The sequence below is a fragment of the Variovorax sp. GW821-FHT06D12 genome, from assembly GCF_059419205.1.
The window spans coordinates 769525-790953 of record NZ_JBWKRI010000002.1 but is presented as its reverse complement, the minus strand read 5'-3'; the positions used below and the strand labels follow the sequence as shown (position 1 = coordinate 790953).

At 71.1% G+C, this 21429-nt stretch carries 19 protein-coding genes; 8 read left to right on the top strand and 11 right to left on the bottom strand.

The annotated features are described in order from the left end of the window. Positions 1 to 11 precede the first annotated feature (11 nt). From AC07SQ_RS10045 to AC07SQ_RS10035, 3 genes are read right to left on the bottom strand one after another with little or no spacing between them, the layout of a single operon-like run. Positions 12 to 1013 carry a Bug family tripartite tricarboxylate transporter substrate binding protein gene (locus tag AC07SQ_RS10045; RefSeq protein WP_495271971.1) on the bottom strand — a complete coding sequence of 334 codons (1002 nt, stop codon included), beginning with the start codon at positions 1011 to 1013 and terminating at the stop codon, positions 12 to 14. Positions 1014 to 1042: 29 nt separating this feature from the next. Further along, entirely contained in the window at positions 1043 to 3154 is a 2112-nt protein-coding gene (locus AC07SQ_RS10040) for an acetate--CoA ligase family protein (protein ID WP_495271972.1), read from the bottom strand. A 23-nt stretch (positions 3155 to 3177) separates the two neighbouring features. Then, positions 3178 to 4239 carry a porin gene (locus AC07SQ_RS10035; RefSeq protein ID WP_070062862.1) on the bottom strand — a complete coding sequence of 354 codons (1062 nt, stop codon included), beginning with the start codon at positions 4237 to 4239 and terminating at the stop codon, positions 3178 to 3180. Between the two features lie 272 nt (positions 4240 to 4511). On the opposite strand from AC07SQ_RS10035, the gene AC07SQ_RS10030 reads away from it, so the two are divergent. Next, positions 4512 to 5135, top strand: a complete 624-nt coding sequence (locus AC07SQ_RS10030; RefSeq protein ID WP_223301435.1) for a Crp/Fnr family transcriptional regulator — start codon at positions 4512 to 4514, stop codon at positions 5133 to 5135. Between the two features lie 16 nt (positions 5136 to 5151). Here AC07SQ_RS10030 and AC07SQ_RS10025 read toward each other — a convergent pair whose 3' ends face one another. From AC07SQ_RS10025 to AC07SQ_RS09995, 7 genes are all read right to left on the bottom strand, one after another. Next, positions 5152 to 5766: a YdeI/OmpD-associated family protein gene (locus AC07SQ_RS10025; RefSeq protein WP_495271973.1), complete on the bottom strand. Its 615-nt coding sequence runs from the start codon at positions 5764 to 5766 to the stop codon at positions 5152 to 5154. Further along, positions 5763 to 6710, bottom strand: a complete 948-nt coding sequence (locus tag AC07SQ_RS10020; RefSeq protein WP_172438312.1) for a phosphatidate cytidylyltransferase — start codon at positions 6708 to 6710, stop codon at positions 5763 to 5765. Before AC07SQ_RS10020 ends, AC07SQ_RS10025 begins: the two co-directional genes overlap by 4 nt. A 5-nt stretch (positions 6711 to 6715) precedes the next feature. Then, on the bottom strand, positions 6716 to 7381 hold the full coding sequence (locus AC07SQ_RS10015; protein WP_139704435.1) for a lysophospholipid acyltransferase family protein: 666 nt from the start codon (positions 7379 to 7381) through the stop codon (positions 6716 to 6718). 74 nt (positions 7382 to 7455) lie between these two features. After that, complete coding sequence (locus AC07SQ_RS10010) at positions 7456 to 7896, bottom strand: hypothetical protein (RefSeq protein WP_062482724.1); 441 nt, start codon at positions 7894 to 7896, stop codon at positions 7456 to 7458. Further along, positions 7889 to 9235: a phosphatase PAP2/dual specificity phosphatase family protein gene (locus tag AC07SQ_RS10005; RefSeq protein ID WP_495271974.1), complete on the bottom strand. Its 1347-nt coding sequence runs from the start codon at positions 9233 to 9235 to the stop codon at positions 7889 to 7891. The genes AC07SQ_RS10010 and AC07SQ_RS10005 overlap by 8 nt, the downstream gene beginning before the upstream one ends. Continuing rightward, positions 9232 to 10998: a bifunctional alpha/beta hydrolase/class I SAM-dependent methyltransferase gene (locus AC07SQ_RS10000; RefSeq protein WP_495271975.1), complete on the bottom strand. Its 1767-nt coding sequence runs from the start codon at positions 10996 to 10998 to the stop codon at positions 9232 to 9234. The genes AC07SQ_RS10005 and AC07SQ_RS10000 overlap by 4 nt, the downstream gene beginning before the upstream one ends. Positions 10999 to 11036: 38 nt before the next feature. Further along, positions 11037 to 11651 (bottom strand): CDP-alcohol phosphatidyltransferase family protein, encoded by a 615-nt coding sequence (locus AC07SQ_RS09995; protein ID WP_495271976.1) that lies wholly within the window; start codon positions 11649 to 11651, stop codon positions 11037 to 11039. A 168-nt stretch (positions 11652 to 11819) separates the two neighbouring features. Between AC07SQ_RS09995 and ruvB the strand changes: the two genes are divergently transcribed. Then, positions 11820 to 12884, top strand: a complete 1065-nt coding sequence (gene ruvB / locus AC07SQ_RS09990; RefSeq protein ID WP_062482092.1) for a Holliday junction branch migration DNA helicase RuvB — start codon at positions 11820 to 11822, stop codon at positions 12882 to 12884. A gap of 10 nt (positions 12885 to 12894) precedes the next feature. Next, on the top strand, positions 12895 to 13854 hold the full coding sequence (dmeF, locus tag AC07SQ_RS09985) for a CDF family Co(II)/Ni(II) efflux transporter DmeF (RefSeq protein WP_495271977.1): 960 nt from the start codon (positions 12895 to 12897) through the stop codon (positions 13852 to 13854). Positions 13855 to 13894: 40 nt separating this feature from the next. Here the strand turns inward: dmeF and AC07SQ_RS09980 are convergent, their stop codons facing one another. Further along, positions 13895 to 15643 (bottom strand): lysoplasmalogenase family protein, encoded by a 1749-nt coding sequence (locus tag AC07SQ_RS09980; RefSeq protein ID WP_495271978.1) that lies wholly within the window; start codon positions 15641 to 15643, stop codon positions 13895 to 13897. Positions 15644 to 15737: 94 nt separating this feature from the next. Between AC07SQ_RS09980 and AC07SQ_RS09975 the strand changes: the two genes are divergently transcribed. The 5 genes from AC07SQ_RS09975 (at position 15738) to AC07SQ_RS09955 (ending at position 21418) form a co-directional block, all read left to right on the top strand. Next, complete coding sequence (locus AC07SQ_RS09975; protein WP_070062854.1) at positions 15738 to 16607, top strand: UDP-2,3-diacylglucosamine diphosphatase; 870 nt, start codon at positions 15738 to 15740, stop codon at positions 16605 to 16607. A gap of 149 nt (positions 16608 to 16756) precedes the next feature. After that, a complete protein-coding gene (locus tag AC07SQ_RS09970; RefSeq protein WP_307696413.1) occupies positions 16757 to 17959 on the top strand; it encodes an acyl-CoA dehydrogenase family protein in 1203 nt (400 codons plus the stop codon). A gap of 12 nt (positions 17960 to 17971) precedes the next feature. After that, the gene (locus AC07SQ_RS09965) at positions 17972 to 19123 is read left to right on the top strand and encodes an acyl-CoA dehydrogenase family protein (RefSeq protein ID WP_495271979.1); all 1152 of its coding nucleotides are present in this window, start codon (positions 17972 to 17974) and stop codon (positions 19121 to 19123) included. A gap of 4 nt (positions 19124 to 19127) precedes the next feature. Beyond that, positions 19128 to 20642, top strand: a complete 1515-nt coding sequence (locus AC07SQ_RS09960) for an acetyl-CoA acetyltransferase (protein ID WP_495271980.1) — start codon at positions 19128 to 19130, stop codon at positions 20640 to 20642. Next, the gene (locus tag AC07SQ_RS09955; RefSeq protein ID WP_495271981.1) at positions 20639 to 21418 is read left to right on the top strand and encodes an enoyl-CoA hydratase-related protein; all 780 of its coding nucleotides are present in this window, start codon (positions 20639 to 20641) and stop codon (positions 21416 to 21418) included. Before AC07SQ_RS09960 ends, AC07SQ_RS09955 begins: the two co-directional genes overlap by 4 nt. Positions 21419 to 21429 lie beyond the last annotated feature (11 nt).

The following is a 21429-nucleotide window of genomic DNA, read 5'->3' as shown; positions in this document are numbered from 1 at the left end:
GGGAAGGCGGTTCAGTCGAGCTTCACGCCCGTGGCCTGCGTGAGCTTCAGCGTCACGGGCAGTAAGGCCTTGTAGGCCGCGGCGGCCTCGGGCGGCAGGTTGCCCACGGGCTCGGCGCCGAGCTCCTCGATGCGCCGGCTCACCTCGGGCTGGCGCACCACCGCGCTGACCTCGCGGCCCAGGCGCTCGACGATGGCGTCGGGCGTCCTGGCCGGCGCCATCAGCGAGGTCGGGCCGGTCATGGCGTAGACCTCATCGGCGTAGCCCTGCTCGGCGAAGGTGGGCACGTCGGGCAGCGCGCGGGCGCGCCGGGGGCCGGCCACGGCCAGCGGGCGCAGCTTGCCGGCCTTGATGTACGGCTGCAGCGTGGTGACCGAGCCCACCGTCATCTGGATCACGCCGCCGATCAGGTCAATCGCCATCGGGCTCTCGCCCTTGTAGGGCACGTGCATCGTCTGCAGGCCGTAGGCCTTGTCCATGTAGACCTGCACCTGGTGCGGCTGCGTGCCCGGGCCCCACGAGCCCATCGAGTACTTGCCGGGCGCGGCCTTCGCGGCGGCGATCAGGCTCTTGAAGTCGGTGGCCGGCACCGAAGGGTGCACCGCCAGCACGGTGCGCGTGGTGGCGATGTCCGACACCATGCGCAGGTCGGTGCGCGGGTCGTAGGGCAGCTTGCTGTAGAGCACCAGGTTCGCGGTGACGGGGCCCGGCACCGTGAGCAGCAGCGTGTGGCCGTCGGGCGGGCTCTTGGCGACGTAGTCGGTGCCGATGATGCCGCCCGCGCCGCTGCGGTTCTCGACCACCACCGGCTGGCCCAGCCGCTTGGACAGGCCCTCGGCCACGAGCCGCGCGAGGATGTCGGTCGAGCCGCCCGCCTGGTACTGCACGATGATGCGCACGGGCTTGGAGGGGAAGGGCGCTTCCGTGGCTGCCGCCGTCGCGCCGGCCGCGAGCACCAGTGCCGCGCCCGCGCCGAGTGCGCGCCCGAGTCCGTTCTTCGATGTCGTCGTCATGCGATGTCTCCGGTGGTTGTTGTCGTTCTTCAGCGTGCGCGGCCAACGACCAGCGCGTCGACCGCCACGCAGCCGCCCTCGGCCTGCGGGCGCGCGATCAGCGGGTTGATCTCGGCGCTGTCGAGCGAGTCGCCTGCGCGCTGCGCGAAGTCGGCCAGCGCGCACAGCGCGTCGGCGATCGAATCGAGGTCGACCGGCGGCCGCCCGCGTGCGCCGTTCAGGATCGCGAAGGCGCGCAGTTCGCGCACCATGGCCAGCGCGTCGTCGCGCGTGATCGGCAGCGCGCGCAGCGACACGTCGCGCAGCGTCTCGACGTGGATGCCGCCCAGGCCGAACATCAGCACCGGCCCGAACACCGGGTCGCGGTGCACGCCCGCGATGCATTCGATGCCGCCGGTCAGCATGCGCGCCACCAGCGCGCCGTCGAGCCGCGCCTCGGGCCGCGCCGTGAGCGCGAGGTCGCGCGTGCGCTCGAAGGCCGCGCGCGCCTGCGCCGCGCCGCGCAGGCCGAGCGCCACGCCGCCGACGTCCGACTTGTGCGGGATGTCGGCGCTGACGATCTTCACAACGATGGCCTCGCCGAGCGCCTCGGCGGCGGCCGCGGCCTCGTCGGCGCTGCGCACCACGCGGTGCGCGACCACGGGCACGCCGGCGTCGGCCAGCAGCGCGAGCGCGTCGGGTTCGGACATCGTGCCGGGCGCGAGCGTCAAGGGCGCCTCGATCGGCGCAGACGCCGCAGCCACCGCCGCCGCGGGCTTCAGCCCTGCCAGCGCGGCGATCGTGCGGATGCCGTCCGACGGGTCGGCGAACACCAGGCAGCGCATGGCCTCGAGTTCGGCGCGGCGCTGTGGCGTCAGCAGCGTGCTCACCGCCAGCAGCGTGTCGGGATAGGCCTCGCGCAGCGAGGTCACCAAGGAGCGCAGCACGGGCCAGAACGCGTCCGACGCGCCCGCGGCGGCCAGGAAGCCCATCCACGAGGCGAAGCCCTGGTCGTCCAGCATCACGCGCGCCGTGCGATCGATCAGCGTCATGTCGTTGGTGACCTGGCCCGTGATGTCGACCGGGTTGCGCGGCGCCGCGAAGGGCACCCAGCGGCGCAGCGTGTCCTGCGCGGCCTCGCTCAGCGGCCGGGCATCGAGGCCCTGGGCCGAGGCCTCGTCGGCCATCAGCGCGCCGACGCCGCCCGAGAGCGTGAACAGGCCGATCGAGCGGTCGCGCGGGCGGCCCGCCACGGCCGCGCTGTGGGCCAGGTCGAAGAACTCCGTGAGGTTGCGCGCGCGCAGCACGCCGTACTGGCGGAACACGGCGTCGTACACCGCGTCGTCGCCCGCCAGCGCGGCGGTGTGCGAGGCCGCGGCCTCGGCGCCCAGCGCGGTGCGCCCGACCTTGACCATCACCACCGGCTTGCCGTTGGCCTGCGCCAGGGCCAGCGCCGCGCGCAGGCGGGGGCCGTCGCGGCAGCCTTCCATGTAGGCCATGATCACGTCGGTGTCGGGGTCCTGCGCGAGCCAGGCCAGGCAGTCGGCGACCTGCACGTCGGCCTCGTTGCCGGTGGTGGCCCACAGCGACAGGCCGACGCCGCGCGCCCGCGCCATCGCGTAGGCATAGGCGCCGAACGCGCCCGACTGGCTCACCAGCCCGATGCGCCCCGGCATCACGCGGCCCACGCCGGGCGCCGGCGAGAAGGTGGCGTACACGTGGCGCGCGATGTTCATGAAGCCCAGGCAGTTGGGGCCGACCAGCCGCACGCCCGCGGCACGCGCCTTGTCGCCCAGCCGCGCCTGCGCCGTCGCGCCCTCGGCGCCCACTTCGGCGAAGCCCGAGGAGAACAGCACCACGCCCTTCACGCCCGCCGCGATGGCGTCGTCGAGCGCGCCGTCGACCAGCGCCGACGGCACCGCGAGGATGGCCAGGTCCACCGGCTGGCCGATGGCGCGCAGGCTGGGGTAGGCGGGCAGGTCCTGGATGCGGTCGGCGTTCGGGTTGACCGGGTACAGCGCGCCCTCGAAGCCGAAGCGGCGCTGGTAGTCGACGGGAATGCCGCCGATCTTCTGCGCGTTGGACGAGGCGCCGACCACCGCGATGGCACGCGGCGCGAACAGCGCCGACAGGGATTCGGCTTGCGAAGAAAAGAAGTCCATGGGCATGGCGGAGGGTTCGGAAGTCAGAAGTTGTGGCGGATGCCGGTGGCGAGCACGCGCACGTCGTTGCCGCTGTTGGCGACCACCGGGATGGTCGCGAGCGAGGCCGAGGCGCCGTGCCGGTTCAGCAGGCGCAGCCAGCGCGCGTAGACCACGGTGCGCTTGCTCAGGTAGTAGTCGTAGCCCAGCGTCCAGGCCAGCTGCGAGCGTTCGCTCTCGGCCACCTTGCGCTGCGTGGCGCCGAAGATCAGGTTCGAGGCCGGCGTCACGTTGTAGGTGGCGCCCAGGTTCACGAGCTTCGCGGTCGGCACGCCGGGCAGGCTCGAGGCGTTGCGCACGTAGCTGGCGTACAGCTGCAGGCCGATGGAGGGCAGCTCGTAGGAGCCGGTCAGCGCCTGGTAGGTCGTGGTGGCGGGCGAGGCCACGGGCGCCGCCGCCGAGCCCGAGCGCGCGCGCTGGAAGGCATAGGCGATGTAGTAGGGCTTGCGCGCCCAGCCGATGTTGCCGCCGTAGACGTTGCCGCTCTGGTGGCTCGGCGCGCTCGATTCGCCCGGCGCGTAGGCCAGGTCGGCAAAGAACTCCATGCTGGCCGGCGTGCGGTAGCGCACCATGTTGCTGGCGCGGGCCGCGAAGGGCGTGAGGCCGGGTTGCGCGTCGGTGGCCGCCACCAGGTTGATGGGCGAGAACACCGAGTTCAGGCCGTAGGGGTCGGCCTTGAACAGCGCGTAGAACATCGGCGTGTACATGCGGCCCGCGTCGATCTGCCCCCACGGCGCCGAGAAGCCGACGAAGGACTGCCGGCTGAACGACATCGCGGGGCCGGGCAGCGTGCCGTTGCCGGTGTCGGGCGCAAAGCCGCTCTCCAGCGTGAAGTGCGCGCCCAGGCCGCCGCCCAGGTCCTCGGTGCCGCGAAAGCCGATGCGCGAAGCGGTCTGGCCGCCGTCCTCCAGCCGCGTGGAGGAGGCGGGGCCCGACCTGGCGTGCGCCACGTACAGGTCGAGCGTGCCGTAGACGCTCACGGTGCTTTGCGCGGACGCAAGGGCGCAGGCCGCGAGCGCGAGGGCCGCGGTGGCTGTCTTCTTCATTTGGGTTGTCTCCGGTGTGGCCGGTCGCCTGCGGGTGCAGGGCGGTGCCGCCTGTGTGCTTGTCGATGTCCGGGGCTTACGATAGAAATGAAGGGCCCCCGAATCTGTCAACGCTTTGACAGATTCGTGAACACCAGGGCAGGGAGAACCCGCTGACCCGACCACCTGCAACCACCCCTCCCGACGCCGAAGACAGCGCCGAGCTGCTCGACCGCGCGCTGCGCTGGAACGAGCTGTTCTCCCAATGGCCCGACGCGCGCCGCGCCGAGCTCATGAAGTCGGCGCGGCTGGTGCGCTACCGCCGCCGCACGCAGGTGCTGGCGCGCGACCGCCACAAGCGCGAGTTGCTGGCGGTGGTGTCAGGCTGCCTGGAGATCAGCAGCATGAGCCCGCAGGGGCGCAAGTACGTCAACGCGCTGCTCGGACCCGGCCAGGTGGCGCCGCTGGTGCGCCTGCTCGAGGACGTGCCGCTGCCCTACGACTACCACGCGCACGAAGACTCGGTGATCGTCCACCTGCCCAGCGACGCCGTGATCGCGGTGCTCGACGCCGAGCCCGCGCTGTGGCGCGGCGTGGCCCGGCTGGGCCTGAAGCGCCAGCGGCTGAGCGTCGTGCTGCTGCAGAACCAGATGCTGAACTCGGTGCGCGGGCGCGTGGCCGCCACGCTGATGAGCGTGATCCACTTCTACGGCATGCAGGTGGAGGCCGCCGCGAGCCTGCCGGTGCGGCTGTCGCAGAACGACCTCGCGGCGATGCTGGGGCTGTCGCGCCAGACCATCAACAAGGAGCTGGGGCGGCTGGTCGCGGAAGGCGTGATCGACATGAGCTACAAGCGCATCCGCATCGTGGACCCCGACCAGCTCGCGGTCATCGCCACCGGCACCGGGCCGCAGTGAGCGGCGAGGCGAAGTCTCAGGGGTGGATCTTCTCGCCCTTGGCGAGCATCTCGACGAACTGCGCGATGCGCCGGGCGCGCGTCTCGGGCTTTTTCGCGCCCTGCGTACGGAACAGCACCGCGAAGCGGTTGCGCGCATCGAGCGTGGCGAAGAAGGCCTTGGCGGTGCGGTTGGCGTCGAGCGCGGCCTGCAGGTCGGGCGGCACGGTGGCCACGCTCGGGGCATCGTAGGCCGCCTCCCAGCGGCCGTCGGCGCGGGCGCGTTCCACCTCGGCCAGGCCGCCGGGCTGCATGCGACCCTCGTCGATGAGCTTCAATGCCTTGTCGCGGTTGATCTTCGACCAGATGCTGCGCGCGGTGCGCGGCGTGAAGCGCTGCAGGAAGAACTGCGCGTCCTGGCTCTTGCGCTGGCCGTCGATCCAGCCGAAGCACAGCGCGATCTCCAGCGCCTCGGGGTGGTCGACGGAGGCGATGCCGCTGGCTTTTTTCGCGATGCGCAGCCAGACGCCGGCGTGGCTCGCATGGTGTTTCTTGTACCAACGCAGCAGCGCGGCGGCGTCGGCGCATTCCAGCGGCGTGTCGTCGACGATGCGGTCGGTCTTGACCGCGGTCTTCTTCGCCGCCGGGCTCATGGCACCCACCAGTAGCGCAATGCGTGGAAGTAGATCGGCGCCGCGAAGATCACCGAGTCGAGCCGGTCGAGCATGCCGCCGTGGCCTTCGATCATGGAGCCCCAGTCCTTCACGCCGCGGTCGCGCTTGATGGCCGACATCACCAGCCCGCCGAAGAAGCCCAAGAGGCAGATCATGAAGGCCATGAGCGCCGCCTGCCACGGGTTGAAGGGCGTGGCCCAGTACAGCGCCGCGCCCATGGCGGTGGCGCTGGCCACGCCGCCGATCAGGCCTTCCCAGGTCTTGGAGGGCGAGAGCTCGGGCGCCACCTTGCGCTTGCCGAAGAGCTTGCCCCACACGTACTGCAGCACGTCGCTGCCCTGCACCACGATGACCAGGAAGGCGATCAGCAGCAGGTTGCGGCCCTCGAAGCCCGGGATCTGCAGCGTGAGCAGTGCCGGCACGTGGCTGATGCAGAACACGCACACCATCAGGCCCCACTGGATCTTCGAGGTGCGCTCCAGGAAGCGCTGCGTGTCGCCGCCCACGGCCGCCAGGATGGGCAGCAGCAGGAAGGCGTAGACCGGGATGTAGATCGAGTACAGCCCGTACCAGTCGATCCAGATCAGGAAGTACTGGCCCGGCAGCGCCACGAAGAAGGCCAGCGCGATCGCGCCGTGGTCGCCGCGCCGCGTGTAGGCCAGGCTGATGAACTCGCGCAGCGCATAGAACGAGATCAGGTAGAACAGCACGATCACGCCGCCCTTGCCGAAGGCAAAGGCCAGGCCGATCACCGCCACCATCACCCACCACGCGTTGACGCGCGAGTTGAGGTTGTCGATCACCGAGTGCGGCTGGCCGTGCGCCACGCGCCACTTGAGCAGCGCGCCGATGGCCGAGGCCAGCACGAGCACGCCGAAGACGCCGCCGAAGAGCTTGAAGGTGGTCCAGGCGAAGGGGGACATTTCGATCACGAGGCGGTCCCTCCGTTTTGTTCGATGCGGTCGTACTCGGGGCGCAGGTCGAGCATGGCCGTGCGTGCGCGGGCGAGGAAGGCGGTCTTGTCTTCGCCTTCCTCGAGCTGGATCGGCGCGCCGAAGCGCACCGTGCAGGCCAGCGGGATCGGCACCAGCGTGCCCTTGGGCAGCACGCGCTTGAGGTTCTCGATCCACACCGGCACCAGCCGCACGGTGGGGCAGGCGCGCGCCAGGTGGAAGAGGCCGCTTTTCAGCGGCAGCAGGATGTCGTCGCCCGTGTTGCGCGTGCCCTCGGGGAACATGATGAGCGAGTCGCCGCCTTCCAGCGCCTCCTTCATCTGGTCGACCGGGTTGCCGCCCTGGCCCGAGCCGTCGCGCCGGATCATGAGCGCGTTGAACACGTCCTTGCCGATGAAGTTGCGCAGCTTCGAGGCCTCCCAGTAGTCCTGGCCGGCCACGGGCCGCGTGAGCGCGCGCAGGTCGGAGGGCAGCGTGGCCCACAAGAGCACGAAGTCGCCGTGGCTCGTGTGGTTGGCGAAGTACAGCGTCTGCTCGGCCTTGGGCGTGGTGCCCGACCAGATGGCGCGCACGCCGGTCAAGAGGCCGGCCGCGCCGATGATGAGCTGGCCCGCCACCACCGCGAGCCCGCGGCGCACGATGGCGCTTGGCCGGGCGCTGTCGTTGCCGTCGCCATTGCTGCTGCTGTCGTTCTTGTTGTTGCCGTTGTCGTTGTTCAAGCGAGTTCCTGTGTCATGAGGGCGAGCAGGAAGAGCGCGTTCTGGCAGGCGATCACGATGGCGTGGCGCTGCATCAGTTGGCGGGTTCCCTGCACGCGGTCGGCGAGCGCGCGGGCGTTGGGCTGCGGCGGCGGGTCGCGCAGCCCGAGCACCGACAGGGCGTTGTCCATCGCGCCCAGCGAGGCGATCTGGCCGTTGGCCAGGCCTTCGAACAGCGCCTGGTCCAGCCGCAGCCGGAAGGCGAAGTAGCGTTCGAGCACACCCAGCACCATCACCGCGGCAAAGGCCAGGATGGCGGTGTTCGAGAGCCCGCGCAGCGTGAGCGCCAGCACCAGGGCGGCGATGCAGGTGAGCGCGAAGCCCCAGAGGGCGAGCATGGCCGCCGCGCGCAGCAGGCCGGCCAGGGTGGTGCAGGTGGCGCGTTCGTTGTCAGTCATGGCGGGAAGGGGCTGTGTCGGGGGTGGGGGCGAGCGCGGCACGCCAGGCGGCGTGCAGCACGATCTGCGGGCGGGCGCGGCGCACGGCGTCTTCGGCCTGCGCCAGGCCGTGGTCGCGGCCCAGCCAGGCGATCACGGCGGCGGCGCTGCGCGAGAAGCCCAGCGCGCAGCAGACCCACACGGCTGAACCGTCGGCCACCGCCGCGCGGCGCTGGCCTTCGATGACGGCCGCGGCGCGGCGCAGGCGCACGGGTGGCGGCACCACGAGGTCGAGCAGCGGCACGCAGCGCGCACGGGCGGGCGGCACGCCGGCCGGCAGTTGCAGCTCGGCGCACAGGCTCACGAGCCGGGGCTGGCCGGCGGCGAGCCATTCGGCCTGCGTGGGGCGACGGCCCAGGCGCAGGCCGGGCACCACCTCGACCGAGGCCGGCAGCTTGCGCGTCCAGAGCCACACATTGAAGGCGGCGGCCAGGCGGTAGGGCGCGAACAGCCAGCGCGCCGCCCAGCCCATGCGGCCGTGGCCGTCCATCTGGAAGCCGCGCGCGCCGAAGCCGAGGTAGTTGAGCGCCACCAGCGCGAGCGCCGCCGCAGGCCACGCCAGCCACAGCGCCACGCCGCCGGTCGCCAGCGCCGCGAACAGGCACAGCGCTGCGCCCACGGCATAGAAGCCCGCGAGCTTCAGCCGCTGCGGATCGCGCGCCAGGCGCCACGCGCGCAGCATCGACACCCGGCGCGCCATCGGCCACAGCCACACGCAGACGATGCCCAGCAGCGCGCCGGTCGGGATGTCGATGAAGTGGTGCTGCCAGGTCGTGAGCACCGAGGCGCAGATCGCGAAGGCCCACACATGCAGCACGAGCCGCGCCCACAGTGGCCGGATGAAGCGCCGGTACCAGTCCCACAGGATCACGGCCAGCGCGATGTGCAGCGAGGGCGCCTGGTTGTAGGGCTGGTCGAAGCCGCGCAGCGCATTGAACAGGAAGGCCGGCGCGCCCTCCACCGGCGGCTGGCCGAAGCTGAAGTGCAGCGGCCAGAGGATGAAGCAAGTGCAGGCGATGAGCGTGGCGCTCACCAGCCGCAGCGCATGCCGGTCGAGCGTGTGGCGGTCGCGCGCCAGGAACAGCGACAGCGCGTAGAAGACGTTGATGGTCCAGTACGGAAAGATCGTCCAGGCCCAGAAGGGCACCTGCCGCTCCCAGTCGAAGGCCATCGAGGGCACGCTGGCGCGCGTGGTGGCCCACCAGTTGGCGAAGCCATACGTGGCGTAGAACAGCGGCCCCAGCAGCACCAGCCACGCGGCGGCGCGTTTCCACGGCCGGGGCGCGCGCCGGGCGGTCATTGCGCGACGCGCACCGCCAGCGACACCGTGAAGATGCCCCACTCGTCCACCCGCTGGTCGATCTTGCGGAAGCCCGCCTCTTCGACCAGCTGGTCCATCTCGGCCTGCGTGCGCCGGCGCATCACCCAGGCTTCGCCCTGGCGGTGGCTGGTGAGCGCGCGGGCGATCATTTCGAGCTGCGGGTGCCAGGGCTGGCCGGTGTAGACCAGGTAGCCCCGGTCTTCCACCGCGTCGCCCACGCCCGCCAGCGAGCGGCGCACCATCTCGTTGTCGGGGAACAGCTCGTACAGGCCCGACACCACGGCCAGCGTGGGCCGCGGCGTCACGCTGGCCAGGCTGATGCGGTCGAAGGCGTCGGCCTGCACGAACTGGGCGACGTCTTCCAGGCCCTTCTCGGCAATGAGGGCCGTGCCGTCGCGCACGTTGATGTCGCTGTAGTCGCGCAGCAGGATCGAGCTGGCCTTCACCGGGCTGGCCAGCACCGCGTCGAGCACGTAGCGGCCGTGGCCGGCCGCGATGTCCATGAGCCGCACCTCGCGGTGCATCTCGACCAGCCGCTCCATCGCGATGCGCAGCAGCTCTTCGACGTGGATCTTGCGCTGGCGGATGCCGCGCCAGCCGATGGAGTCCAGGTAGGTGCGGTCGACCGAGCGGCCCAGCGCGCCCTTGCCCTGCGGCTGGTTGCGGTAGACGTAGTCGAGCGTGCTGCCCGAGTCGAAGCCCGTGGCGTGGCCCAGCGCGATGCCGCTGGACAGCGCGCCGCCCACGCGCAGCCCGCCGCGCGTGATCGCCCAGTAGGCGCCGCGCGGCGACAGGGGCGACAGCGGCTCGGCCAGCGCGCGCGATTCGTCGGCGGTGTTGCCGCGCAGGTGCGCCTCGCGCAGGTCGACCGGCACGGCCGGTTCGTCGAAGCGCTGCAGGATGAACTCGCGGATCGACGCCACCGCGGGCGCCCGGTCTTTTTCGCCCAGCGTGTCGTGGAAGAAGCCCGGCAGCACCGTCTTCGTCTTCACGGCGCTGCCCAGCCGATCGAAGAACTGGTGTTGCGGCTTGTGGTGCACCACCCAGTCGGCGCCCGAGATGAGCAGCTGCACCGGCAGCGTGATCGCGTTGGCGTCGGCCACCACGCGGTCGGCCGCCTCGTACAGGCCCAGCAGGATGTTGACGGCGATCGGGCGCGAGATCAGCGGGTCGTTCTTGTAGCTCTCGATGCGTTCGGGGTCGTGCGTGAGGAACTTCGGCTTCACGTAGCTGTTCACGAAGAACAGCCCGCGCAGCTTGTGCATGAGCGCCAGCCCCGGCCGCGCGAACGGCACGTAGAGCTTGACCTTGAAGGCCGGCGAGGCCAGCGTGAGGCCGCGCACCTTGGGGGCGTAGTCGTGCGCCCAGGTGGCGATCAGCACCGCGCCCACGCTCTGCGCCACCACGTGGATGTCGTGTTCGGGCACGCCGTGGGCGGCGGCGATGTGCTGCACGAAGGTCTGCACGTCGCGCACCGAGGTGCCGAAGCTGGGGCTGTAGCCGCGCTGGCCCGGCGACAGGCCATGGCCGCGCGCGTCCCAGGCGAAGAAGTCGAAGTCGGGCAGGTCCAGCTCGTCCACCAGGTGCGCCATGCGCGCGCCGTGCTCGTGGCCGCGGTGGAACAGCAGCACGGCGCCGCGCCGCGCGGCGCCCGTGGCCGGCCAGTGGCGGTAGAACAGCGATTCGCCGTCGTGCGTGCGGAAGTGGTGTTCGGCGGCGACGCGGGGTGTGGAAAGGGTCATGAAGAAGGGTCTTCTTTATTTATTTGTATGGGGGTGTTTCAGGCGGCAGGCGCTTCAGCCTCGGCCAGGGCGCGACGGATGCGGTTGACGACCGTCCAGGCCACCAGCGCGGCCACGAGCGGCATCAGGAGGGCGGCCCAGCCCGGCAGCGGCCCGCCGAGGGCGACATACAACCCGAGCGCGCCGAACACGAAGGCCCGGTCGCTCTTGCCCATCGGCCCGTCGTAGCGGCGCGAGGCGCCCACCGTCGGGCCCAGCGCGCCGGCGAATTCGCTCAGCCCGGCCAGCACGATGACCGTGCCGACCCAGAACGGCGCGAACGGCGCCACCAGCGCGAAGGGCAGGTAGAGCGCGGCGTCGGAGACCACGTCGGTGAGTTCGTTGAGGAAGGCGCCCAGCCGGCTTTGCTGGTGGTGCTCGCGCGCCAGCATGCCGTCGATGGCGTTGAAGGCCATGCGAAGGAACATCCAGGCGGGGATCAGGCCGAAGGCCGCCAGCGAGGGCGCGGCGAAGAACAGCCAGAGCCCGAGCCCGACCGACACCGCGCAGGCCGCCAGCGTCACCTGGTTGGCCGTCACGCCCATCGCATGCAGCCGGACCACGAGCGGTCGCAGCAAGGCCTGGAAACGCGGTTTCAGTTCGTAGATGGACACGTTCTGACTTCCCTCTCTTGTTATGTTCTGCAGGCATTCTGCCAGTGTGAAACATGGCCCCCACGCTCGGCACTTCGCGCTCTCGCGGCCCCCCGAGGGGGCGCTCGCTCGCTGGGGGCGGCCCGGCGCAGCGCCGGGACTAAACTTGCCCCCGAAGACCCACCCCCAATGACCATCCAGACCGACGATTTCGCCCCCGCCCCGCAACGCGTGGTGTCCGCCGCCCCCGCCTCGCCCAACGAGGAGGCGATCGAGCGGGCGCTGCGGCCCAAGCTGCTCGACGAGTACGTCGGCCAGGCCAAGGTGCGCGAGCAGCTCGAGATCTTCATCGGCGCGGCGCGCAAGCGCAAAGAGGCGCTCGACCACGTGCTGCTGTTCGGCCCGCCGGGCCTGGGAAAGACCACGCTGTCGCACATCATTGCGGCCGAACTGGGCGTCAACCTGCGCCAGACCTCGGGCCCCGTGCTCGAAAAGCCCAAGGACCTGGCGGCGCTGCTGACCAACCTCGAGCCCAACGACGTGCTCTTCATCGACGAGATCCACCGCCTGAGCCCGGTCGTCGAAGAAATCCTGTACCCCGCGCTGGAGGACTACCAGATCGACATCATGATCGGCGAGGGCCCCGCGGCGCGCAGCATCAAGCTCGATCTGCAGCCCTTCACGCTGGTGGGCGCCACCACCCGCGCCGGCATGCTGACCAACCCGCTGCGCGACCGCTTCGGCATCGTGGCGCGGCTGGAGTTCTACACGCCCGAAGAACTGGCGCTCATCGTGCGCCGCAGCGCGGGCCTGCTCAAGGTCGAGACCGACGCCGCCGGCGGCTTCGAGATCGCGCGCCGCTCGCGCGGCACGCCCCGCATCGCCAACCGCCTGCTGCGCCGCGTGCGCGACTACGCCGAGGTCAAGGGCAACGGCCGCATCACCGAGGACATCGCGCACAAGGCGCTGGCCATGCTCGACGTCGACCCGCAGGGCTTCGACCTCATGGACCGCAAGCTGCTCGAGGCCGTCATCCACCGTTTCGACGGCGGCCCGGTCGGCCTGGACAACGTGGCCGCCAGCATCGGCGAAGAGCGCGACACCATCGAGGACGTGATCGAGCCCTACCTCATCCAGCAGGGCTACCTGCAACGCACGCCGCGCGGGCGCATCGCCACGCTCGCGGCCTACCGCCACCTGGGCGTGGTGCCGCCCTCGGGCCGCGCCGACGGCCCGGACCTGTTCGGCGCCTGAAGAGAAAACCATGCACACCCACGACCTGAGCGCCTGGCAGCACGACCACCACTTCGGCGCCGGCAATGCCGCCGCCGAACGCAGCACCCGCCTCGTGATGTGGATCACCGCCGCCATGATGGTCATCGAGATCGGCGCCGGCTGGTGGTTCAACTCCATGGCGCTTTTGGCCGACGGCTGGCACATGAGCTCGCACGCGCTGGCCATCGGCCTGAGCGCCTTTGCCTACGCCGCCGCGCGGCGCTACGCCCGCGACCCGCGCTTTGCCTTCGGCACCTGGAAGATCGAGGTGCTCGGCGGCTTCGCGAGCGCGCTGCTGCTGCTCGGCGTCGCCGCGCTCATGGTGGTCGGTTCGCTGGAGCGGCTGTGGTCGCCCGTGGCCATCCACTACCCCGAAGCCATCTCGATCGCGGTGCTGGGCCTGGTGGTGAACCTGGTCTGCGCGCGGCTCTTGGGGCATTCGCACGACCATCACGGCCATGACCACGGGCACGGGCATGACCACCACCACGGCCATGACCACGCGCATGGCCACGACCTCAACCTGCGCTCCGCCTATCTGCACGTGGTGGCCGACGCCGCCACCTCGGTGCTCGCCATCGCGGCGCTGCTGGGCGGCTGGTTCTACGGCTGGTCCTGGCTCGACCCGGCCATGGGCATCGTCGGCGCCGTGCTCGTCGCCATCTGGGCCAAGGGCCTGCTGAAGGAAACCGGCAAGGTCCTGCTCGACCGCGAGATGGACCACCCCGTCACCGCCGAAATCCGCGAAGGCGTCGAGACGATGCTGGCCGACTCCGAGACCCGCGTGGCCGACCTGCACGTCTGGCGCGTCGGCCGCGATGCGTACGCCTGCGCGCTCACGGTGGTGACGCATTCGGCCACGCTCACGGCCGACCAGGTGCGGGCGTGCTTCTCGATGCACGAGGAGATCCGGCACTCGACGGTGGAGATTCAGCGCTGCGCTGACTAGGTCGAGGGCCTGCTCCTTCCCCTGCGGGGACGGGAGAAAGTCAGGCCGTCGGCCGCCGGACGTGCCGCACGATCAGCATCTGCGCCGTGTAGTACGTCGCCAGCACCCACAGCGACGCCAGCGGCAGCGGCGACACGAACCGGTTGATCGCCAGCAGCGCATCGCTCAGCATGAAGAAGCAGGCGCCCACCGCCACCCACAGCGCGGTGGGGTCGCTTGAACGCAGCACCGCCGCACGCCCGATGGCCTGCGCCGCCATGCAGGCGATCACCACCACGTAGAACCCGACCGGAATGCGCAGCGCCACCGGCAGGCCGCCCTGCCACAGGAAGGCGTACATGCCCGCGCCGATCAGCAAGGTGGCCGCCAGTGCGCGGGGCCGCGGGAACAGCCCGACGCCGATGCGGAACAGCGCGATGTACGCCAGGTGCGCGAGCAGGAAGCACACGAGCCCGGGCACGAAGAGGTTCGCCGGCCCCATCAGCAGCACGTCGCCTGCGAGCGAGAAGACCAGGCCAGTCAACAGCAGCGCATCGAAGCGCGCGATGCCGCCGGGCTGGCGTTGCGCGCGGCGGGCCGCGAAGGCGATGGCGATCGCCAGCGCCAATGGCTTGAAGAGGAGGTGCAGCCAGCCGATGCCCAAGGCCGCGCTCGCCGTGGCCAGCGCGGCGGCCTCGACCAGCAGCACCTCGGTGACCGACAGCCGGCCCTGCAGCACCGCGCCCACGGCCCACAGCCCGGCCGTCAGCGCGGCCAGCCAGACGGCGGCCTGCGGCAGCGGCAGGGCGTCGGAGTACCAGAGGAACACCGTCACGCCGGCCAGCAGCGCGAGGAACTGCAGGCCCGCGAACCATTGCACGCCCCGGCTCACCACGGGCTCGTAGCGCGTGACCTTCGCGATGTCGAAAGCGGGCTTCGGGTAGCGCGCCGCCACGTCGTCGGGGCGCCAGCCGGGCGGCTTGAACCACACGCGCAGCTTGTCGGACCAGCGGCGCGCATGCCATGAATCCCTGGCGAGCGCCCAGTAGACCTCGGCGTTGGCCCACAGCGGGTCCCAGCTTTTCAGCTCGCCGCGCGTGCCGTACACGCAGCGCTCGTCCTCCTCGCGGAAGGTGCCGAAGAGGCGGTCCCACACGATCAGCACGCCGCCGTAGTTGCGGTCCAGATACGTGTCGTTCACCGCGTGGTGCACGCGGTGGTTCGAGGGCGAGCAGAACCAGCGGTCGAACCAGCCGAGCTTGCCGACCTGTTCGGTGTGGACCCAGAACTGGTAGAGCAGGTCGATGAGCGCCACCACGACGAACACCAGCGGCGGCACGCCGGCCGCGGCCATCGGCAGGTAGAAGAGCCAGCCCAGCAGCGCGCCGCTCGAGGTCTGGCGCAGTGCGGTCGACAGGTTGTAGTGCTGGCTCTGGTGGTGCACCACGTGCGCGGCCCACAGCACGGCCGACTCGTGGCCCATGCGGTGCAGCCAGTAGTAGCAGAAGTCGTAGAACACCAGCGCCAGCAGCCAGCCGTACCAGGTGGTCCAGAACTCGCGCGCCGCCTCTTGCGGAAAGAGCGCCACCGCCGAATACACGGCGGTGTAGATGCCGATGCGCAAGAGCCCCGTGAGCACCGCGCTGATCTGGCTCAGCATGCCCAGCCCGATGCTGTTCACGGCGTCGGCCAGGCGGTAGGTGTCCTGCCCGGTGCCGCGCCGGGCACGCGCGCGGCCGACCGCGAACTCGATCGCGATCAGCAAAAAGAACACGGGGGACACGAGAACGATGATCTGGCCAGAGCGCATCGTCCGATTGTGGCGTTGCCCCGGTGCCACGCGTCACCGGGATGTCACGGAGTCGCCATCGCGCGGTCATGCGCGGATGCGAACCTGCCGGACCATGCAACGCGACGACGCTTTCCTTCGCGCCTGGCGCGACACCGCGATCCAGCCTCCCGAGCCGGAGGACGACGATGCGGCGCGTCCGGCGCTGCGCTATCGCACCCTCTGGATCTCCGACCTGCACCTGGGCACGCCCGGCTGCCAGGCCCGGGCGCTGCTCGACTTCCTCAAGCACACCGAGTGCGAGACCCTGTTCCTGGTCGGCGACATCATCGACGGCTGGCAGCTCAAGCGCCACTGGTACTGGCCGCAGGCGCACAACGACGTGATCCAGAAGCTGCTGCGCAAGGCGCGCAAGGGCACGCGCGTGATCTTCATTCCGGGCAACCACGACGAGTTCGCCCGCAAGTACCTGCACCACAACTTCGGCGGCATCGACGTGGCCGACGAATGGATCCACGAGACCGCCGACGGCCGCAAGCTGTGGATCATCCACGGCGACCTGTTCGACGGCGTGATCCAGTGCGCCAAGTGGCTCGCCTACGTGGGCGACTCGCTCTACGAGTTCACGCTCAAGCTCAACCGGCATCTCAACTCGCTGCGCGCGCGCATGGGGCTGCCGTACTGGTCGCTCTCGAAGTACCTCAAGGGCAAGGTCAAGCGTGCCGTGAGCTACGTGGGCGACTTCGAGAACGCCGTGGCCCGAGAAGCCCGCAACCGCGGCGCGCAGGGCGTGGTGTGCGGCCACATCCACCACGCCGAGATGCGCGACATCGACGGCATCCTGTACTGCAACGACGGCGACTGGGTGGAAAGCCTCACCGCGCTGGCCGAGCATGCCGACGGCACGCTCGAGATCATCGACTGGGCGCAGCACATGCCCGTCGGGACGCAAGCGGTGCCGGCGCGCGAAGCGGTCGCGGCCTGAACGTCCGGCCCTGCACGGGCCCCGACGCAAGAACTGAAGAAAAAAGCGCTCACCGCCGCGGCGGGGCGCCCACGTTCGTCCGATCCGACGATGCCGCGCCGGCGCGCGCGCCGCACACTTGCCGGGTGTGAACCCTGTGAGACAACACCATGGCCTGGACCCTCAGCGCGGCGGAGACCGCGTTTCGCGACGAGGTTCGCGACTTTCTCGCGCGCGAGCTGACGCCTGAGCTGCGCGCCGCAGGGCGCCGCTGCTCCGGCATCTTCACCGACTACGCCGACGGCAACCGCTGGCACCGCGTGCTGGCCCAACGGGGCTGGAGCGTGCCGCACTGGCCGGTGGAACACGGCGGCACCGGCTGGACGCCGATGCAGCACTACCTCTTCGCGAGCGAGCTGGCCGCGGCCGACGCGCCGCCGCGCGCGCCCATGGGGCCCGGCATGGTCGCGCCGGTGATCATCGCCTTCGGCACCGAGGCGCAGAAGCAGGCCTGGCTGCCGGGCATCCGCTCGGGCGAGGACTACTGGTGCCAGGGCTACTCCGAGCCGCAGTCGGGCTCCGACCTGGCCTCGCTGCAGTGCAAGGCGGTGCGCGACGGCGACGACTACGTCATCAACGGCACCAAGATCTGGACCACCCACGCGCAGTACGCCAACCGCATGTTCTGCCTTGTGCGCACGGCCTCGGGCGGCAAGGCGCAGCAGGGCATCAGCTTCCTGTGCTTCGACATCCCCCAGGCCGGCCTGACGATCCGCCCGATCATCAGCATCTCGGGCGACCACGAGCTCAACCAGGTGTTCTTCGACGACGTGCGCGTGCCCGCCAGCGGCCTCATCGGCGAGGAGAACCAGGGCTGGACGGTGGCCAAGTACCTGCTGCAGCACGAGCGCGGCGGGGCCTGGGCGCCGATGCTGCGCGCGCGCCTGCGCCGGCTGCGCGCCGCCGCAGACAGTGCCTTCGCCGCCGCGGGCGACACCGCCGCCGACGAGGCGCGCGAGATGGCGCTGCGCCTGGCCGAGATGGACTGCGCCATCGATGCCGTCGAGGCCACCGAGTTGCAGTCGCTGCGCGCCCAGGCCCGCGGCGAGCCGCACGGCATCCGGCCCTCGATGGGCAAGGTGATGGGCTCCGAGCTGCGCCAGCGCCTGACCGAACTCGGCGTGGAGATCGCCGCCCACTATGCGGCGGCCGACCTGCCGTTGGACGACAGCCTGCAGGGCGCGCTGGCCGTGCCCGAGGAGGCGGTGTTCTCGATGTCGGCCTACCTCAACGACCGCGCCGCGTCGATCTACGCCGGCTCCAACGAAGTGCAGCGCAACATCATCGCGGCGCAGCTCCTGCAATCACGCTGAGGCCCGCTTGCCATGACCACCCTCACCGACCAAGACGACACCCTCGCGATGCTGCGCGACAGCCTCGCGCGCTACCTCGACGACCAGCACGGCTTCGAGCAGCGGCTTCATGCGCTGGCCGCCGCCGACGACGCACCGCCGCCGTTCTGGCAAGGCCTGGCAAGTGACCTCGGTCTGCTGGGTGCGGCCCTGCCCGAAGCGCAGGGCGGCCTGGGCCTCGGCCTGTCCGCGCACCTCGCGCTGCTGCCCACGCTGGGTGGCGCGCTCGCGGCCGAGCCCTACGTGTCCACGCTGGTGATCGGCGCCGGCCTGTTGCAGCGCCACCCCGGCGCGATGGCCGATGCACTGCTCGCGCGCGTCGTCGCGGGGCAGTCCGTGCTGGCCTTCGCGCACGACGAGCCGCACAGCCGCCATGCGCGCGACGACGTGCGCACGACGCTCGTGCGCGAGGCCGACGGCCGGTTGAAGCTCGCCGGCCGCAAGGCCGTGGTGCAGGCCGCGCCGTGGGCCAGCCATGTCATCGTCACGGCGCGCAGCGACAAGGGTTTGTCGTTGCTGGTCGTGCCCAAGGATGCGCCCGGCGTGCAGCTGCGCGCCTACCGCACGCGCGACGGTGGCCGCGCGGCCGACATCGCCTTCGACGCGGTGCGCCTGAACGCCGATGCGTTGCTCGGCGAGGAAGGCGCAGCGCTGCCGCAGATCGAACAGGCGCTCGACGAAGCTACGCTCGCCGTCTGCGCCGAATCCATCGGCATCCTGCGCCGGCTGATGCGCGACACGCTCGACTACGTGCGCCAGCGCAAGCAGTTCGGCGTGCCGATCTCCAGCTTCCAGGTGCTGCAGCATCGGCTGGCCGACATGCACATGGCGCTCGAGCAGGCCGACGCGCTCACCGCCAGCGTGGGCGAGGCTCTGGCCGCCGGCGCCGATGCGGCGTCGCGCGCACGCGCCGTGTCGTCCGCCAAGGTCGCGGTGGCCAAGGCCTGCCGCGCCGTGGGGCAGGGCGCGGTGCAGCTGCACGGCGGCATGGGCATGACCGAAGAACTCGCCGTCGGCCACTACGTGCGCCGCGCCACCCTCATCGAAGGCCAGTTCGGCCCGCCCGCGTGGCACCTGCGCCGTGTGGCGCAGCTTCAGCAACAACAACCCCTCTCACAGCACTAACCCCATGACTGCACTGGACGACCGCACGCCGGTCATCGTCGGCGTCGGCGAGATCACGCACCGTACCAAGGAGGCCGCCGAAGGCCTCGAACCCATCGAGTTGATGGCGCGCGCCATGCGCGCCGCCGCACAGGACAGCGGCGCCGCCGCGCTGCTGGCCGGCCTCGACTCGCTCGACGTCGTCTGCGAGTACTCGTGGCCCTACACCGACGCGCCCGCGCTGCTCAACGCACGGCTGGGCTGCAACCCGGCGCGCAGCGTCTACGGCGTCACCGGCGGCGAAGCGCCGGTGCGCTACATCCACGAAGCCGCGCTGCGCATCTCGCGCGGCGAGAGCCAGGTGGCCGCCATCACCGGCGCCGAGGCGCGCTACACGGTGGACGCCGCCGCCAAGCTCGGCATTCAGCTCGACTGGACCCCGCGCGACGACAGCGTGAAGCTGGTGCGCGGCACCGACATCTGCCACCCCGTGGCGATCAAGCTCGGCGCGGCCATGCCGACCACCATCTACCCGTTCTACGAGAACGCCGCGCTCGCGCACTGGGGCCAGACGCCGCGCCAGGCGCAGGACGAGTCGTCGCGCCTGTGGGCGCGCTACTCCGAGGTGGCCGCCGCCAACCCCTATGCCTGGCTTCGCAAGCCCTTCACGCCCGAAGACATCGCGCGCGTCGACGCGGCCAACCGCCTCATCGCCTGGCCCTACACCAAGCACATGGTGGCCAACCCGCTGGTCAACATGGGCGCGGCCGTGCTGCTCACCAGCGTGGGCCATGCGCGCGAACTCGGCATTCCCGAAGACCGCTGGGTCTACGTGTGGGACGGCGCCGCCGCGCGCGAGCCGCGCGACTACCTGCAGCGCGACCAGTACCACCGCTCGCACGCACAAGACCTGGTGATGGAAACCGTGCTCGCGCAGGTCGGCGGCGACGCCGCGGCCTTCGAAATGCTGGAGCTGTACAGCTGCTTCCCCATCGTGCCCAAGATGGCGCGCCGCACGCTGGGCCTGGCGCCTGAGGCGCGCATGACCTCCACCGGCGGCCTGAGCTTCTTCGGCGCGCCGCTCAACGACTACATGACGCACGCCGCCGCTGGCCTGGTGCGCGCGCTGCGCGCCGCGCCGAAGGGCAAGGCGGCGCTGCTCTACGGACAGGGCGAGTACGTCACCAAGCACCACGCGCTGGTGCTGGGCTCCAGCCCGCCGCCGCAAGGACTTCCGAAGCCCGACTACGACGTGCAGGCCGCCGCCGATGCGCGGCGCGGCCCGGTGCCGCCGCTGGTGCTGCAGTACGCGGGCGCCGCCACGCTGGAGACCTTCACCGTGGTCTACGGCCGCGATGGCCAGCCCTCGCAGGGCATCGTGATCGCGCGCACCCCGGCCGGCGAACGGCTCATGGCGCGCGTCGATGCCGCGGATGCGGCCTCGCTGAAGGTGCTGACCGACCTCGACCGCAGCCCCGTCGGCTGCGGCGGCACAGTGACGGCGGGTACCGATGAACTCTTGAACTGGAGCGTGTCATGAGCGCAGTGACTGTCGAACGTCTGCCGGGCCATGTCGCCCTCGTCACCATCGACCGCCCCGAGGCGCGCAACGCCGTCAACGGCGACGTGGCGTCGGGCCTCGAAGCCGCCGTCGATGCCACCGAGGTCGACGACGACATCCGCGCCGTGGTGCTCACCGGCGCCGGCCGCGAGGCCTTCTGCGCGGGCGCCGACCTGAAGGAAGTGTCAGCCGGGCGCGGCAGCGCGCTGCGCACCGAGCGCGGCGGCTTCGCGGGCTTCGTGTACCGCGAGCGCAGCAAGCCGTGGATCGCCGCCGTCAACGGCAAGGCGCTGGCCGGCGGCACCGAGCTCGTGCTGGCCTGCGACCTCGTCGTGGCCGTGCGGCAGGCCGCCTTCGGCCTGCCCGAGGTGCTGCGCGGGCTGATCGCCGCGGCGGGCGGGCTGTACCGGCTGCCGCGCGCCATTCCGCCGAACATCGCGCTCGAGCTGATCCTCACGGCCGGCCAGCTCGATGCCGAGCGCGCGCACGGCTTCGGCCTGGTCAACCGCCTCGTGGCCGACGTCGAGGGGCTGCGCGAGGCCGCGCTGGCGCTGGCCGCCGAGATCGCGCGCAACGGCCCCGTGGCGGTGCGGCAGAGCCTGCGCGTGGCGCGCGAAGCGAACAGCGGGCTCGACGAGGCCGCGCTGCGCGCCCTCACGCGCGATGCGTTCGAGCGTGTGGCCGCGAGCGAAGACTTCAAGGAAGGCCCGCGTGCCTTCATCGAGAAACGCGCGCCGCGCTGGAGTGGCCGCTGAACAAGAAAGAG

Excerpts from the sequence above, each read along its gene's own strand:
- AC07SQ_RS10040 (WP_495271972.1), bottom strand. The coding sequence starts at position 3,154 with ATGGACTTCTTTTCTTCGCAAGCCGAATCCCTGTCGGCGCTGTTCGCG.
- AC07SQ_RS10045 (WP_495271971.1), bottom strand. The coding sequence starts at position 1,013 with ATGACGACGACATCGAAGAACGGACTCGGGCGCGCACTCGGCGCGGGC.
- AC07SQ_RS09955 (WP_495271981.1), top strand. The coding sequence starts at position 20,639 with ATGAGCGCAGTGACTGTCGAACGTCTGCCGGGCCATGTCGCCCTCGTC.
- AC07SQ_RS09980 (WP_495271978.1), bottom strand. The coding sequence starts at position 15,643 with ATGCGCTCTGGCCAGATCATCGTTCTCGTGTCCCCCGTGTTCTTTTTG.
- ruvB (WP_062482092.1), top strand. The coding sequence starts at position 11,820 with ATGACCATCCAGACCGACGATTTCGCCCCCGCCCCGCAACGCGTGGTG.
- AC07SQ_RS10035 (WP_070062862.1), bottom strand. The coding sequence starts at position 4,239 with ATGAAGAAGACAGCCACCGCGGCCCTCGCGCTCGCGGCCTGCGCCCTT.
- AC07SQ_RS09965 (WP_495271979.1), top strand. The coding sequence starts at position 17,972 with ATGACCACCCTCACCGACCAAGACGACACCCTCGCGATGCTGCGCGAC.
- AC07SQ_RS10020 (WP_172438312.1), bottom strand. The coding sequence starts at position 6,710 with ATGTCCCCCTTCGCCTGGACCACCTTCAAGCTCTTCGGCGGCGTCTTC.
- AC07SQ_RS10025 (WP_495271973.1), bottom strand. The coding sequence starts at position 5,766 with ATGAGCCCGGCGGCGAAGAAGACCGCGGTCAAGACCGACCGCATCGTC.
- AC07SQ_RS10010 (WP_062482724.1), bottom strand. The coding sequence starts at position 7,896 with ATGACTGACAACGAACGCGCCACCTGCACCACCCTGGCCGGCCTGCTG.
- dmeF (WP_495271977.1), top strand. The coding sequence starts at position 12,895 with ATGCACACCCACGACCTGAGCGCCTGGCAGCACGACCACCACTTCGGC.
- AC07SQ_RS09975 (WP_070062854.1), top strand. The coding sequence starts at position 15,738 with ATGCAACGCGACGACGCTTTCCTTCGCGCCTGGCGCGACACCGCGATC.
- AC07SQ_RS10000 (WP_495271975.1), bottom strand. The coding sequence starts at position 10,998 with ATGACCCTTTCCACACCCCGCGTCGCCGCCGAACACCACTTCCGCACG.
- AC07SQ_RS09970 (WP_307696413.1), top strand. The coding sequence starts at position 16,757 with ATGGCCTGGACCCTCAGCGCGGCGGAGACCGCGTTTCGCGACGAGGTT.
- AC07SQ_RS09960 (WP_495271980.1), top strand. The coding sequence starts at position 19,128 with ATGACTGCACTGGACGACCGCACGCCGGTCATCGTCGGCGTCGGCGAG.
- AC07SQ_RS10030 (WP_223301435.1), top strand. The coding sequence starts at position 4,512 with ATGAAGTCGGCGCGGCTGGTGCGCTACCGCCGCCGCACGCAGGTGCTG.
- AC07SQ_RS10005 (WP_495271974.1), bottom strand. The coding sequence starts at position 9,235 with ATGACCGCCCGGCGCGCGCCCCGGCCGTGGAAACGCGCCGCCGCGTGG.